Raw genomic sequence first — 15,673 nt, forward strand, 5'->3', positions numbered from 1 at the left:
ATGAGTACAACAGGTTACCTAGCTATAAAAAATCACATTTTCCATAACCTCAAGAGAATTGACGGAATATTGCCCGAAAATAAAATAGAAGAAGAAGTAAACAACACCAAATCTGTAATCGCAGGAATCGGCTACGAAATGTTTGCAAAAATTATTGCTATCGATTCCCTTACAGAACTAGATGACGAAGATTGGCAAAGAATTATACGAGAACTCGAAACACATTTTGACGTTAAAATGGAAGCTGGGGTTTTAATCCAGGGAGAGGAGCAACAAGAGCGTGATAGTACATGGTGGACAGGGGTTGAGAAACAATTAAATAAAAAATATTATTGGGACAGATATAAAAATTACATTTCGTCTTTTTTGCCTGCTGATGTTGTTAGAGCACTTGATACAGATACAGATATTGTAATGAATAATGTAGAAAATCCAGTAGTGGCAAATTTTTCTAGATATGGGATGGTTGTAGGTCATGTCCAATCTGGAAAAACTGGAAATTATTCTGGTTTGGTTTGTAAGGCTGCAGACGCAGGTTATAAATTTATTGTAGTAATTGCAGGCGGCATGAACAACTTGAGGAATCAAACGCAAGAGCGTTTGAATGAAGCATTTGTAGGACAAACAAATGGTGTTCAAGTTGGTGCGGGCAAAGGTGATACCGATAAAAACTTCACGCCATACAGCCTGACCACGGTGTTGCGTGATTTTAATAGACATGATGCAGACAGAGCATCGCAGGGAGTAAATTTTGAAAGTATAAATGTTCCGGTGTTAATAGTTATCAAAAAAAATACATCTACCTTAAAAAGTGTAATAAGCTGGCTTGAGAAACAATATAAGAACAAGGTTGCAGATCATGCGATGCTTGTAATAGATGACGAATCTGACTATGCTTCTGTTAACACAAAAGAGGAAGAAGACCCAACCGCAATTAATGGTGGAATCAGGAAATTATTGAGCTTATTTTCACGAAGTGCATATGTTGCATATACTGCAACACCTTACGCCAATATTTTTATTGATCATGAGGCGGAAAATGAAAATGTTGGCCGTGACTTATTTCCGAAAGACTTTATCTATGCGCTCGATGCTCCAACAAATTATTTTGGCGCCAGAAAGATTTTCCTGGACACTGACGGAAAACATCTTATAGAAGTTACAGACAATGAAGAAGATTTGCCAACCAACCATAAAAAAGACTTTGAAGTGTTATCACTACCAAATAGTCTAAAAGAGGCTATCCAAGTATTTCTATTAAATGTCGTTGTTAGAAATTTAAGAGGTTACGGATTAAATCACAATAGTATGCTTGTGCATGCGACACGATTTACTGCGATTCATCAAAAAATTGCCGCAGCAATAACGACCTATCTTGAAAATATTCAAGATGATGTTATTGCTTTTGGAATGCTAACAGATGCTAAAAATCAAAGTGAACTTATCCAAGACTTATCAGACACATACTCCAAATACTACAATCAAAATGAATTTTCCTGGGAAGAAATTATAGGTATGCTGACGAATCAAATAGGACCAATACTGGTTCGTGAAGTGCATCAAAAAACAACGGTACCGCTGGAATATAGAAAAGACATAGCAACAAATGCAATAGTTATTGGTGGTACCAGCCTTGCCCGAGGATTTACGCTAGAAGGACTTAGCGTAAGCTATTTTTTAAGAAACACCGTCTTTTATGATACATTGATGCAGATGGGAAGGTGGTTTGGCTATAGATCGGGATATGAAGATTTGTGTAAAATATACATGCCTCAAAACAAAATTGAAGATTTTGCAGAAATTATTAATGCAACTGAGGACTTGATGGAAGACTTTAAGCTAATGGCCGATAACAATATGACACCTGAAAAATTTGGACTTGCAATCAGACAAAATCCAAATAGCGCTTTGCAGATAACCGCGCGTAATAAGCAAAAAAATGTTCGAGAATTTAATTATTCCATGAGATTAGATGGCAAGGCAAAGGAAACAAGTGTATTAAGTTCCAAACCTGATGAAATTCAGAAAAATATTAATACGGTGAAACATTTAGTTTCCAGTCTGCCTAATGAGCATGATAAAATTAATAATCATTTTTTATGGAAAAATATTGATCGAAAAATAATATTAAATTTCTTAAATACTTTTATTACATTCCAAAACGATCCATTAGGATTAACTGCAAGGATGCCGATAAGTTTTATAAAAAAATATTGTGAAGACCGAGAGGTGTCGTGGGATATAGCGTTATATAGCGGATTAGGTGATCCGTTTGAGATTTCATCAAACATTTCAATGCAAAAAGAAATAAGAAAAATAAAACCTAAAACTGACAATACGTATGAATTGCAAAATAGGCAAGTTTCATCGGGAAATTCAGAATCGATTTCTTTAGAAGGCTCTGAAAGAAAGCAAGTCGGCACCAAAAGAAATGATGCACGAAAATTAATGAAGCGCCCTCTCCTAATGCTGCATATTATACAGCAAAATACTGAAATACCATTAATTAAAAACAATGCGCTCGCAGCGTTTGGAGCGAGTTTTCCGGGTGATGTATTGAGTGATACGGAAACAATTACACTTAAGATAAATACAGTATATTATAATAATCTTCTTAAAGATATAGAAGATGAAAATGAAAGTGATGACTGATAAATTAGTTAACCCTTGGTTAAATATGAAACCTGATTCGATTAGAAGAATTGATTCTGAAATGAATCATGACTTATTTTGGATGATTGACCAAGATGGCAATTATGGCTTCTATCTGAAGACTTCCGAAGAGTTTAAAAATATTGAAATTGATATCAGACTACGAGGAATTTCAGTAGTAAAACGAAACCACGGAAATGCTGGAGAATTGTTTTTGATTCTGAACAGACAAAATGATTGGGAACTTTTTCTTTCAGTATGTAATGACATTATTTCAGTATGCGCTACGCACATTAATAATGAGAAAATGGTAGTTGCAGTCGAGAACAGACTAAAGCGCTGGCAAGTTTTCTTGATGCAAAATACTGAGGTTTCATTATCACTAATAATGCAAATGGGTTTGTTTGCGGAGTTGATGTTTTTAAAAGATATGCTGATGCCACGTAAAGGAGTATCAGCAGCATTAACGTCTTGGGGAGGGCCTGAAGCGGATAGACAGGATTTTTCTTTGCCTGAATTATCTGTAGAGATTAAGTCATACAAAACCAGTAGAGGCCCACAAGTTACTGTATCTTCAACCCATCAATTATTTTCAGAAAGTAAGCCATTATACTTAATTGCATACGGACTAACTGAGGCTGAAAATGGTAAATCAATCGCAGATCTAATAAATGAATTGGATTTGATTCTGTCGGAGGAATCTGTAGATATGATTCATTCATTTGAGCAGAAGTTAATTGAATTTGGATACATGCCCGGAATGACTTATGAAACCATGTATAAATTTGTTATTGACGGCATTCGAGGATTTATTGTAGAAAATGATTTCCCACGGATATTGCCACATTTAACTCCTTCCGAAATAATCTCTGTCAATTACACTATCGACCTTCAATTATGCACTAGGTTTGAAATTATATTAAATGATATCATATAAATTATAAGTGAATGGTTACTCTTGAAGAATTCCATCAGTATTTTACACAATCTATCTTAAGTGATGCAGAAAGTAGGACTCTGTTACGACCTCAGTCATTTTTTGAAACTGTTTGTGAGGATCTCGTTTCGATAGGTGATTTAACCAAAAATTATACCTATGCAGACTATGTGAAAAAGGGTACTGAAGCATTCGGATATGATTTCGATGACGAAAGAGGAGTGCTCACGATTTTGAATCATCAATATTTTCAAGATGATGAAATTCAAACATTGACGAGAACGCAACTGGATTCTAAATTTACCAGAATGAAATCTTTTCTCAAAAAATGTTTTGAAGGTTTTCATTCATACATGGAAGAAACATCTGATGCTTATTCTATGGCGTATAATGTAAAAAAATATTATGATAAAAACCTAATCTTAAAAGTAAGGTTTATGTTACTGACTGACGGTCGCGTAACAAGAACATTAACAGATATTTCTTCTGAGGTATTTTTAAATATTCCAGTCGAATTTAGAATTGTTGATATAGAATATCTTCATAAAATTTATTCTACGGCAACCGGAATAGGCGAATTTGAAGTTCAAGTTGATTTGCCATACCTTAAAATTAATCAGAAAAGTGATTCTTATGAATCGTATTTAGCTGTAGTTAGTGGGAATATGTTAGTCGCAATTTATGAAGAGTTCGGTCAAAAGCTTTTTGAGCAAAATGTCAGGACGTTTCTTCAATTTCGCGGCGGAGTGAATAGAGGTTTGCGAAATACTATAGAGACAGCACCTGAAATGTTTTTTGCATATAACAATGGTATAACTGCGACCGCTTCTTCCGTTGAATTTGGAGAAAATTCGAACATTAGCTTAATTAAAAATTTTCAAATTGTAAACGGAGGACAAACTACCTCGGCAATTTACTCGGCTAGTAAGGTTTCTAAAATTGATGTTTCTAATGTTTCTGTACAAATGAAATTATCAGTAGTTAAAGATGTTGGCAGACAGGATGAATTTGTATCTAAAGTAGCTGAATATGCTAACACTCAAAACAAAATAAATAACTCCGATTTCTTTTCAAATAGCCCATTCCACAAGGATATGAAAGATTATTCAACGAGAATTTTTGCCCCGGCTACAGAAGGATCACAAAGGAGAACACATTGGTATTATGAAAGAGTAAGAGGGGAATATCTCAATAACCAGGCATATCTTTCCGCATTTGATAAAAGAAAATTTCTTTTAGAAAATCCAAAACACCAATTAATAGATAAAACATTGCTGTCAAAAGCAGAAAACTCATGGAATCAAAAGCCTGATATAGTTTCTAAAGGCGCGCAAGATAGCTTTAAAAAGTTTGCAGATAATATAAGTGAAGTATTAGAAAATGATAATTTAGCGATTACACAATCTTATTTTAGAGATGCCATAGCAAAAATTATCATGTTTCGTACAGTGGAAAAGCTAATTACTAAATCCTTATGGTATGATGGCGGTTTTAGAGCTCAGACAGTAACTTACACCATTGCATACTTCTCAGCAATGTTACATGAAATGGCTTTAAATCTTAATTTTAATAATATTTGGGAACGCCAAGCCCTTCCTGAAAGTCTTATTGATATGCTTGACACTATTGCAGAAAAAATATATCATAAAATAACGTCGCCACCAGCAGGATATGCAAATATTAGCCAATGGACGAAAAATGTGAAGTGCTGGGAAAGCGTAAAAGAAATTAAAATTAAATTTGAAAATATTGATCATTCATTATTTGTAGATAGTCAAGAAATCAAATATATTGAAAAGGAAGAAAAGAAAGCAAAAGTTGTAGATACAGGAATTGAAAAGCAAATTGAAGTTTTGGGCACTCCACTCCAGGCTTGGAAAAAACTTAATACATACTATTCAGAAGACAAGTCTGCATTAAAATTATCTAGCATGCATACGGATATACTACTCAAGATGGCGAATGGAGAGATTGCATTACCATCAGAAAAGCAGTCAGCAATTTTATACAGTTTAAAAAAGACAGCAGAAGGTGAAGGTGTAAAACTTATTTGATTATTCTAAGTTGACGGCATTTGCCTGTTCATGTTGTAACTTTATAGCCTTGAAAATTACTTCAGCTAATAATGGAGGAACAGCATTACCAATTTGCTGCTGTATATGTGTCAATGAACCTTTGAAAACAAAATTATCAGGAAAGCTTTGTAACCTTGCGGCTTCACGTACTGATAGACCTCTATCCTGAGTTGGATGAATAAGCATATTTTTTCGATAATTTGAAATAACTACAGATGGCAATTTAGCATTTAATCTCTTGTAAATTCCGCTGTGACAGTTGTTTTTATCTTTATAGTTTTGCATTAAACTATCTGGAATAGCTTTCCAATTTTGACCCTGACCAATGTATTTATATCTCTCTATAACATAGTCTTTATTCATCGAAACAAAGTTTTGTAGCGATTTACCTGAACTCTGCCTCATAAGCTTTGCATATTCACTACATTTGTCTAACTTTTTTGAGTATGGCAGTTCATAAGTTGCTTGACCATTTTTTAATTTTGGCAAGTCGGATATTGCTTCTTTTACAGAAATTTTATAGTCAAGCTTTTCAGGAAATGAAAAATCGATGCCTAATCTATTACCAACCATTATGAAACGATTTCTATGTTGAGGCACTCCATAATCAGAAGCGTATAAAACCTTTTCAGTAGTAATATAACCTAACTCTCCAAAAAGACGTTTAATTTCTTTTACAGTATTACCCTCATCAAATGAAGTAATTCCTTCTACATTTTCAAATAAAAACCATGATGGCTGCAATTCATTTACGAAACGTAGGAACTCGTGAAAAAGATAATTATTTGTATTTTCTAGTGATCTTGTTTTGGTGTTTGAAGTTGAAAAGCCTTGACATGGTGGTCCCCCAAATACAATAAATGGATTAGGTGATACATAATTTAGTGGATTTATATCACAAATATCATCACATACAATTTTTGCTAAAGGATGATTATGCAGAAAAGTTTCCGAAGCAAATACATCTTTTTCAACAGCCATAGCTATATTTAATCCAGCTCTTTCAGCTCCAAGGCTGAGACCTCCAGCGCCACAAAAAATGTCAATTGCATCAAAATTATTAACTCTTTCAATTGATATTTCTTCTATAACATTAACTATTTCGGGCTGATCCATAAGCAAAAAATATTAAACTACGAAAATTTTAATTCGAATTCATTAATTTAAGCGTTAATAAAAAACTCTTTTAAAACGCTTTTTTGCAAATGTAGTTTTTATTATAAACAAAATTTATTTATACTACAAGAATATTTTTAAATCGAGTCATTTTATAAACATTGAGTTAACGATTTATTTAGAAATAAAGCCTGTTGCAAGGTAATCCTGATTTAAATAAATCCTATGGTCATTTCATTCTTTGTTGCAATATCAATTGTTACTGTCAGCCATCCAATAAAATTATTAGATGCTTTTTGCAAGATTTCAAAATCTAATTTTGAATTCGCCGTGTTTTTAATCGTAAACGAGTTTTGAGTAAAATTAACTTCAAGACTTGACAAAATTTCTTCGGGTAGATGTCCAATTCTTGAATATATTTTTATCGGATCGATTGTGTCAACAATCCCAAAAAGAAATAATAATGGAAAATTGTTTAAGGAAATTTGTTTGAATTCAGGAATAATCAAATCCTTCAATTCGAATTTTACATATTCGCTTTCATAAGCCGAGCCTTTTTTCGTAGTCCAAATATTATGACATGCAATTGCTAAGGATGCCAAGGCATATTTTTCTTCCAAGGAAACATGCCAACTTAACGGACCTTTCTTAAATTCATTAGCCAGACGTATTTTTACTAATCTATCGAAGAGATACATCCCGGAAAATATGCCATGGTCAATTTTTTTTGAAGAAAACCGTCTGTATAGGAAATATTTTGATATGAGTGTCGGCAGGTAATGACTCACGTCTAGTAAAGACCTTTCAAGAAGGTTGTGTTGAATGTCATATTTTTTCATCAGGTCTTTAACGTCATTCAAGTCCGCTAAATACTTAACAGACTCGTTTTCAATTTTCATTGCGTAATCATGGAATAAAATAGACAAGAACCAAAGGAATGGAAAAATGGGATAATCCATTTTTGATAATTTGTCTTTGAATAGTTTGTCTTTAATAATTGTTTTCTCACGCATCAATAGTCCAAAGAAAAAGACAGAATTTGTATGTATTGCCCTATCTCCGGAAAAGAAATCTTCATCTTGAAAATCCTGTAACACCTCTCGTTTTCCTGATTTACCAAAGTATTTTTCAATAAACTGTTTGTGTTGCCTTTCTGAGTTTATGTTCGACTGGAATGGATTTAGAATGGGTTCAGGCGTGTTGTCAGCATAGTAATCCCAGATTTTTTTATCTAAGCTTTTATATTGATTTAGGAGATTCATACTAAATTAGCATCTTGCGTCACTAAATTTGAAATTTGAAATGTTTGCTCAGAGGAACTCTCGTTTAAAATTTTATTTGTTGTGTACATTTATTAAAAATATTAGGCTACAAAGTACGTGAAAATTTTAACGTATAAACATATATATTAGACAACATTCAAGCTTTCAAAAAATGTCAAAGCCAGTATCAAGTGTTCAGTTGCTATCCCTAATACTCCACATAAAGCCAAACAACGCCATTGAATTCCAATGGTGTTGTTTGGCTAACATACTTCATAAATTACTTAGCTTAATTTTTATTGTTTCCAAAATAGATCTCAATTTATTAAAAACATTAATTGTAGTATTCAGTTTTGTGTACTATTGTAAAAACTTGTGCTTGATTACGTAGCGCATGAGCCCCCATGATAAGGTAGATCGCTTAAAATAGCAACATATATAAATTAATCACAAGCATTATGGAAATCCGTAAATATCAACGGTTAGTTTGTTATATCTTGGCAGAATTAACTATCTATTTCTGAGTTATAAATATGTAAAACGTATATCTCAGTCAATTTAAAACTATATCAATATGATAAAAATTATCGAAATAGAAAACATAAAAGGAATTCATCGTAAAACTTTTAATCTTGACATTTTTCCAAATAAACCTAGCTTACTTGTCGCGCCTAATGGATTTGGAAAAAGTTCTCTAGCTACCGCTTTCAAATCAATGAACAATAGAAGAATAATATTGCAAGATGATGACTGTTATCAATGCAATACCGCTAACCTTCCTCGAATTAGATTACAATACCAAAAGCCCGACAATTCTATCGTCAATGTCGAAGCGACTAATACAACAAATTCAATAAGTACTGAATTCGATTATTTTGTAATTAATAATAACACGAAACCACGTGGAATCGGATCAATCTATGGTAGGGCAACTGCTAGTTTAGAAATAAAAGATATTGTTTTGATTGATCGTATACCGAATAGAATTAGATTTGATTATTCTTATCGTGATTTACAGGATAGATTTGGATCTAATTCTAAAGTTTTACCGAATGCTACTGTTGCATTATCAAATCTTACTTTGATGCAAAAAATCAGTGAACTATATCAATCTTTGCAGCGTGCAAATGGAAACAGAATTAACGCACAGATTAATGCTGTCATTGACCAAATAAATTTACAAACTGGCTCTACGCAAATATTAACCGACTGGATAAGAGATAATCAGCTACAGGAACTAAAACAAATTGATTACTTAAATAATTTAGGAGACCTTATTCATAGTTTTGACTTAGGTTATAACTCAGAGTCAAAATGTTATCTCGTAGCTATTCAATTAATCTGGATGTTTAATCAGAATCCCGATTCTTTCAAAAATGCTTGCGTATTTAACAACTATCGATTAGACAAACAAGAATTTGATACAACTTTAGCAGATTTTAATAGTACATGGCAAAATATTCGAGCCAGCGAAACGGGAGGAAAATTGATTGTAAAGTTTCCTCCAGCTGTAAGTATATCTAATGGTCAGCGAGATATTTTAACTTTTATTTCTATGCTATTTAAAGCGAAAAGAGAATTGAAAAAGGATGCAAATATTTTGATAATTGATGAAGTATTCGACTATCTTGATGATGCCAATTTAACAGCCGCACAATATTATATAACCAATCTTATAAAAGATTATTCTTCACGAGGAAAAAGATTATATCCACTTATCTTAACACACTTAAATCCACAGTATTTTAAAAATTTTGCTTTTAGCAATCAAAAGGTTTACTTTTTAGATGCATCAACAGTTCAGGTTAATCCGAGTATGACTACATTGTTGCGCAACAGAGAACATGTGTCAATTCAGAACGATGTTTCAAAATACCTACTTCATTACGATCCTGGTGTAATTAATAAACGTGCCGAGTTTCGAGCATTAGGAATTCGTGAACTTTGGGGAGAGGCAAACAACTTTAACCAATACTTGACAGATCAAGCTCAAAACTATTTAAACAATCAACCATACGACCCATTTGCAGTTTGTGGTGCTGTTCGCGTACGAATCGAGGAAATAGCTTATAATAAACTTCAAAGTCAGCAAGCAAGGGATACATTTTTGGCAATTCATAAAACGAGAAGCAAACTTGAAAAAGCAGAGGAAATGGGTGTAGTTTCTCCAGAATCACATTATTTACTTGGAGTAATTTATAATGAGGGCATGCATTGGAAAGATCATCAAGATAATGTTTCACCAATTGCTGCTAAACTTGAAAACCTTGTTATTAAAAAACTCATTCGGGATGTATTGGTTTAACTACTATGTCAGCGCCTAACCACCACTAAGTCGAATTGCCGAGATTTCGGTAGTCGGAAGTTGCTTTTCACGAACATTATTTATCTTCAGCAGAGCGAACTCGGCTCGCTTTGATCAGCAACCTCGCTTATAGACCAAACGTTAGGAGATATTTAATTTTATAGTTTCAAAAAATGTCAAAATAGTATTAAGTGTTCGACTGTAGTCCCTGAAAGCCCACATAAAGACAAATAACGCCATTGGAAGACAAGGGCGTTGTTTTTTTATAAATTTTTTAAAAAGGTTATTTTATAGCTTCAAAAAAAGTCAAAATAGGTATCAAGTGTTCGATTCCAAACCCTGACACTCCACATAAAGACAAACAACGCCATTGGATTCCAATGGCGTTGTTTTTGTTAATATACTTCATAAATTCTTAGCTTAATTTTTAGGGATCAATACTAAAACCGGATCTCAAAAAATAAATTTTAATTTACAAAAAAATGTCAATTATAGTATTCTATTTTGTTTACTATTTTTAAAATTCACGATAGATTACCATAGAGTATGTCAACTTCACTAAGAGATTAACATGCATTAAAAAACTGGAGCATATCCTGCCACATGGCCAGAATGCAAAAGGTCAGCAGTAATTTTAAGACGACACAACAAAATTCAAATAAGGCATCGAGTAAAAAGAAAAATTAAGCTGCATTTGTTAATGAAACATTTAGCTATATTTGATTAAGATTAATTCATGTCCAATATTAATATTATTACTAATCCTAAAGAAAAAATATGAAATCATTTTTGATGTATGTCTTCTTATTTTTAATTGTTTTTAAAGTTGATGTATTTGGACAGAAAAAAATAAATGAAAAGTTCAAAAAAGAAACTATCAGTAGAATTGATTTATTATTACAAGAAAATTATGTTTTTCCAGATCAGGCAGAGTTGATAATTAGTCACTTGAATAAAAGTTTAAAAGAAGGTAAATTTAAAAAACACGAATTACTTGATTCTTTTGCAATTGCCTTAACTAAAGAAATTAGAGTTGTTAATAATGATAAACATCTAGGTGTTTGGACCGCTTTTACTCCTGTAAAAGAGCAGGGAAATTTAAATAATGACTATCAAAGTTATTTAAAAAAATATGCAGATATTCGAAAACAAGCCAATGGTTTTAAAGAGGTTAAAATCATTGATGGGAATATTGGTTATCTAAATATCAACTTTTTTATTGCTGAAACGAATAAAACTATTGATGCATATATACATCTATTAGCAAACACAGATGCTGTAATTATTGATTTACAGAATAATGGTGGTGGTAATCCTAAAACGGTAAATTACTTATGTAGTTATTTTTTGGAGAGTAATTTATTGATTAATACGCTTTATTTTAGACAAGGAAATCGAAAGGATGAAGTTATTACTCATGAAGTAAATGGAAAGAAAATGATTGATGTTCCTTTATTTATAATTACTAGTTCCAAATCTTTTTCGGGAGCTGAGGAGTTTAGTTATAATATGCAAAGTCAAAAGAGAGCTACATTAGTCGGAGAAGTTACTGGAGGTGCTGCAAATCCGGGTGATGTTTTCAAGATAAATTCTGATTTAGAAATCTATATTCCGACAGGTACAGGTACAAATCCGATAACCAAAACAAATTGGGAAGGAACCGGTGTTATTCCGGAAATAAAAACTTCTGGTGAAAGTGCCTATTCTAAAGCTGTTGAATTAGCAAGTCAAGCTGCGGAAGTATATAGAAATAAAAAGGCATCAGAATCAAAAAAAATATACAATGAATTACAGGAAATTATTGATAAACAAGCTCAATCTTACTCAGATAGTGATATTACAAAAATAGATCAACAAATACTCCAGATTTTTACCAAAGGGAATGATTTGAATCTATTCAGTGAAGGGGATATTAATTTTTTCGGTTCTCAAAATATCAAAAATAATCCGATTATAGCAGAGTCAATATTAAAATGCAATACGGTTTTATATCCCAGATCTCCAATGACTTATCTGGCTTATGGAGATATGCTTGAGCTAAATGGCAAGAAAAATTTAGCTTTGACTAATTTTGAAAAATCAATTGCATTAGCAGAAGAGCAAAAAGCTCCCTACTTAGAAGGTTTAAAAATGCGATATGAAAAAGCAAAAGGCAGTAAATAGAAAAACTTAGGCTTTGACGAATGAAATTCTGACTATAAGGCATAACAGCCTTTTGGCAAGATTGCGATTTTTTTGTAAAATTTACGTTTATGTCTAGTAATAAATTTATATTATTGGAAATAAACGATTACGAAGTTTGCAATCTTGCCAAGCGGCGAAACGTTTTTAACGCTCCTCTTATTTTACCAAATGCTTCATTTTATATTTTCAAAAAACGTCAAAATTGTTATTAAGTGTTCGATTGCCGTCCCTGACACCCCACATAGAGACAAACAAAGCCACTGGTAGACAGTGGCTTTGTTTTTTTTTAAAAACTTTTAAGTCTATTTGTTGACGCTAGTCATGCCCCAAACTTTCTTTACTGAAAATGCCATTCGAACCTTAAGGGATCATTGAAAAAAATGTTGGATAAGCAACTAAAAATCGTGAATCCTTTTGAATTAAGTTACAATGAAATCTACATACTACATTTATAATAAAAATGACAATAATCACATGGTTTAATAAAATTATAATTAACGGCGATAATCGCCGTTAATATTGTATTTTGTAAATAAAATAATTTATATTATATTTGTATAACGGCGATTAACACCGTAATTAGCAAAATTTTTAAATTATGGCTGTAAATGTAATGCGAAGAAAAGAGTTGTACGAAATAATGCCCGAGGGTTTAGTAACTACTCATAAGTGGCTTATGGAAAATAATTTAACCCGTCACGCAATAGACAATTTGGTAAAAAGTAACCAACTGGAATCCATAAGTAAGGGAGTTTATGTTAGAAATACCAGTAAAATATCTTGGCAGTCGGTAGTTTTCTCTTTGCAGTCAATCTTGAAAACAGATTTTGTTGTAGGTGGCTTAACAGCACTTGAAATGCAGGGATTATCTCATTACTTATCATTATCAGAAAATAAAATAGTGCATTTATTTGGAAATGATGTACTGCCAGAATGGGTTGTAAATTTAGATTTGAATGTAAAATTTGTAAGACATACTACCAATAGTTTATTTGCCAAAAAATTAGAAGAAAACAAACTATTACAACCTTTTACCGTAGAGAGAGATTGGGATAATGACAATAGAAAACTGATCATATCTTCACCAGAAAGAGCTTATTTAGAAGTGTTGTTAGACGTGCCACAAAAAACAACTTTTGAACACGCTGTTCAATTAATGCAGGGGCTAACTACATTATCGCCTAGAAATCTCCAAAAAACACTGGAAGACTGTCAAAATGTAAAAGTAAAACGGCTTTTCTTTTGGTTTGCAGACCGTCAAAATTATGTTTGGTTGGGCAAAATAAATCGAGAAAACATAACATTCGGTTCTGGAAACAGAATGCTGATAAAAGGTGGAAAATTAGATAATAAATATAAAATAACAGTTCCAGAATGGCTATAGACGCAAATAGTATATACCGCAGATAAGTACAGCTTTTAGTTCGTGTCTTACCGTTAGTGGATACCGAAAAATGTTTTGCACTAAAGGGAGGAACTGCAATCAATTTATTTTACAGAGCATTTCCTCGTCTTTCGGTTGACATTGATTTACTATACATACCAATGGATGATCGAGAAACAGCTCCCTGCTGAAACATTTAGAAATGCAATTTCAAAATTACAAACCTTTTATTTGTATGGCTTAACAGCAACGCCATTTCGAAAATACAATGACAGTAAACTTATTTTTATTCATTTAGGCGAAGTAATTGCTGAAATAAAATCAAATGAAATAAGCACATCTAAAAGACCAAAAATTATCATTCGAAACACTGAACTTGATGTGCCATTCAACTCAAAAACAGACAAATTTGAAACTTTATCAAAAATTCTAGTTCACGATTCTACTCGAAACAAATCAATTCTTGAAGATGTGATTAATGAATTGAAATTTGACAAAAAAGTTGTTATTATTACAGAACGTAAAGAACATATTGACTCGCTAAATCAATATTTAAAACAATCTTATGAAGTAATTACTTTAAGTGGAGAAGATTCTGAAAGTGCCAAAAACTCAAAATGGAAATTACTAAAGGAAGGAAATTATCAAGTATTAATCACCACTGGGCAATTCTTTGGTGAAGGAACTGATCTGCAAAACACCAATTGTCTATTTCTTGTTTATCCTTTTTCTTTTGAGGGCAAATTAATTCAATACATCGGTAGAGTCCAACGATCGGAAATAGCTCCAACTATTTACGATTATCGTGACATCAAGATTGATTACTTAAACAAAATGTTTCTTAAAAGAAATGTCTATTACAGAAAAATTGATAAACTAGCCACCTTATTTGATGAACCCGAAGAGGAAATTACTGTTTCAAAAGACTCTTTCGTAATTGATCAAAAAATAAAGATTCCTTTTGAAAAACTTGAATTTAGATACGGAAGTATTGCTTTTAAATACGATGTGTCTGAAATTAAAACAGAACTTGAATTTGATATTGAAAATCTTGAAATTAGACCCGAATTTGAAGTTTTGAAAGATTATTTCTCTAAGTCTCTCAAAATTAAAAATATTACTGCTGTAATTCACGCTGAGTTTGAAAACGGAAAATTAATTTCACAATTGGCGCTATCCAATGATCTAGAAAAAATAACTCAAAAATTGATTGAAGGAGTGAAGTTTAAATTCATTGCGAAGACATTCTTAGGCAAAGCAAACACAATAGATCAAGAAAATTTGCTGGATATTAATCAATTGCAGAATGAAAACAACCAAAAATTATATGATTCAGGAGATGAATTATTGAATGATTTTTTGAAGAATCAAAATTACAAACACCAAACGCATTTACAATATTTAGCTAAGTATCACGAGAGAACTATTCTTAAAATCCGATTCGTTTTGAATCCATTTTCATTTGTTTTCCTTCTAGCGGGGAAAACGGGATTCCATATTGTTTTAGAAACCTTAAATACAGAAGAAGCAACCTATATTTGGCATTTTGAAAAAGACAGACAATTTATTCCCGATATATTAAAGCAGATTGACAACTACCTAAATATAATTAGAAATAACGGCAGACAAGCTTTTATAGAAAATCCGCCCGATAATTTCAGTAAAGTACTTCACGATTATTCCACGGATAGAAAAGGTTCTATCATTTGGAAAAATTTGATTGAAGAGAGGCTAACTTAAAAAAAATCTGTGTGTGTC

10 protein-coding genes are annotated in these 15,673 nt (G+C 32.3%); 8 read left to right on the forward strand and 2 right to left on the reverse strand.

The features are described from left to right. Genes EPI11_RS03030 through EPI11_RS03040 form a run of 3 tightly spaced genes read left to right on the forward strand, consistent with a single transcriptional unit; the run spans position 1 to position 5,643 of the window. Positions 1-2,652 carry a Z1 domain-containing protein gene (locus EPI11_RS03030; protein ID WP_128388484.1) on the forward strand — a complete coding sequence of 884 codons (2,652 nt, stop codon included), beginning with the start codon at positions 1-3 and terminating at the stop codon, positions 2,650-2,652. Then, entirely contained in the window at positions 2,630-3,589 is a 960-nt protein-coding gene (locus tag EPI11_RS03035) for a PD-(D/E)XK motif protein (RefSeq protein ID WP_128388485.1), read from the forward strand. The genes EPI11_RS03030 and EPI11_RS03035 overlap by 23 nt, the downstream gene beginning before the upstream one ends. An 11-nt stretch (positions 3,590-3,600) precedes the next feature. Then, the gene (locus EPI11_RS03040) at positions 3,601-5,643 is read left to right on the forward strand and encodes an AIPR family protein (RefSeq protein ID WP_128388486.1); all 2,043 of its coding nucleotides are present in this window, start codon (positions 3,601-3,603) and stop codon (positions 5,641-5,643) included. Here the strand turns inward: EPI11_RS03040 and EPI11_RS03045 are convergent, their stop codons facing one another. Beyond that, the gene (locus EPI11_RS03045; protein ID WP_128388487.1) at positions 5,644-6,780 is read right to left on the reverse strand and encodes a DNA cytosine methyltransferase; all 1,137 of its coding nucleotides are present in this window, start codon (positions 6,778-6,780) and stop codon (positions 5,644-5,646) included. A gap of 212 nt (positions 6,781-6,992) precedes the next feature. After that, on the reverse strand, positions 6,993-8,042 hold the full coding sequence (locus EPI11_RS03050) for a hypothetical protein (protein WP_128388488.1): 1,050 nt from the start codon (positions 8,040-8,042) through the stop codon (positions 6,993-6,995). A gap of 574 nt (positions 8,043-8,616) precedes the next feature. On the opposite strand from EPI11_RS03050, the gene EPI11_RS03055 reads away from it, so the two are divergent. The 5 genes from EPI11_RS03055 (at position 8,617) to EPI11_RS03075 (ending at position 15,655) form a co-directional block, all read left to right on the forward strand. Beyond that, positions 8,617-10,347, forward strand: coding sequence for a hypothetical protein (locus EPI11_RS03055; RefSeq protein WP_128388489.1), 1,731 nt, complete (start codon positions 8,617-8,619; stop codon positions 10,345-10,347). A 777-nt stretch (positions 10,348-11,124) separates the two neighbouring features. Beyond that, a complete protein-coding gene (locus EPI11_RS03060; protein ID WP_128388490.1) occupies positions 11,125-12,510 on the forward strand; it encodes a S41 family peptidase in 1,386 nt (461 codons plus the stop codon). Positions 12,511-13,129: 619 nt separating this feature from the next. Further along, entirely contained in the window at positions 13,130-13,915 is a 786-nt protein-coding gene (locus tag EPI11_RS03065) for a type IV toxin-antitoxin system AbiEi family antitoxin (protein ID WP_128388491.1), read from the forward strand. A gap of 56 nt (positions 13,916-13,971) precedes the next feature. Beyond that, positions 13,972-14,106, forward strand: coding sequence for a nucleotidyl transferase AbiEii/AbiGii toxin family protein (locus tag EPI11_RS19225; RefSeq protein ID WP_241657571.1), 135 nt, complete (start codon positions 13,972-13,974; stop codon positions 14,104-14,106). Next, positions 14,081-15,655, forward strand: coding sequence for a DEAD/DEAH box helicase (locus EPI11_RS03075; RefSeq protein ID WP_241657572.1), 1,575 nt, complete (start codon positions 14,081-14,083; stop codon positions 15,653-15,655). The genes EPI11_RS19225 and EPI11_RS03075 overlap by 26 nt, the downstream gene beginning before the upstream one ends. The last annotated feature ends 18 nt before the right edge of the window (positions 15,656-15,673 follow it).

The sequence above is a fragment of the Flavobacterium cerinum genome (assembly GCF_004028155.1).
GTDB classification, from domain to species: Bacteria; Bacteroidota; Bacteroidia; order Flavobacteriales; family Flavobacteriaceae; genus Flavobacterium; species Flavobacterium cerinum.

Bases quoted from the DNA above. Each gene is read 5' to 3' on its own strand.
- EPI11_RS03030 (WP_128388484.1), top strand. From the start codon at position 1: ATGAGTACAACAGGTTACCTAGCTATAAAAAATCACATTTTCCATAAC.
- EPI11_RS03035 (WP_128388485.1), top strand. From the start codon at position 2,630: ATGAAAATGAAAGTGATGACTGATAAATTAGTTAACCCTTGGTTAAAT.
- EPI11_RS03040 (WP_128388486.1), top strand. From the start codon at position 3,601: ATGGTTACTCTTGAAGAATTCCATCAGTATTTTACACAATCTATCTTA.
- EPI11_RS03045 (WP_128388487.1), bottom strand. From the start codon at position 6,780: ATGGATCAGCCCGAAATAGTTAATGTTATAGAAGAAATATCAATTGAA.
- EPI11_RS03050 (WP_128388488.1), bottom strand. From the start codon at position 8,042: ATGAATCTCCTAAATCAATATAAAAGCTTAGATAAAAAAATCTGGGAT.
- EPI11_RS03055 (WP_128388489.1), top strand. From the start codon at position 8,617: ATGATAAAAATTATCGAAATAGAAAACATAAAAGGAATTCATCGTAAA.
- EPI11_RS03060 (WP_128388490.1), top strand. From the start codon at position 11,125: ATGAAATCATTTTTGATGTATGTCTTCTTATTTTTAATTGTTTTTAAA.
- EPI11_RS03065 (WP_128388491.1), top strand. From the start codon at position 13,130: ATGGCTGTAAATGTAATGCGAAGAAAAGAGTTGTACGAAATAATGCCC.
- EPI11_RS03075 (WP_241657572.1), top strand. From the start codon at position 14,081: ATGATCGAGAAACAGCTCCCTGCTGAAACATTTAGAAATGCAATTTCA.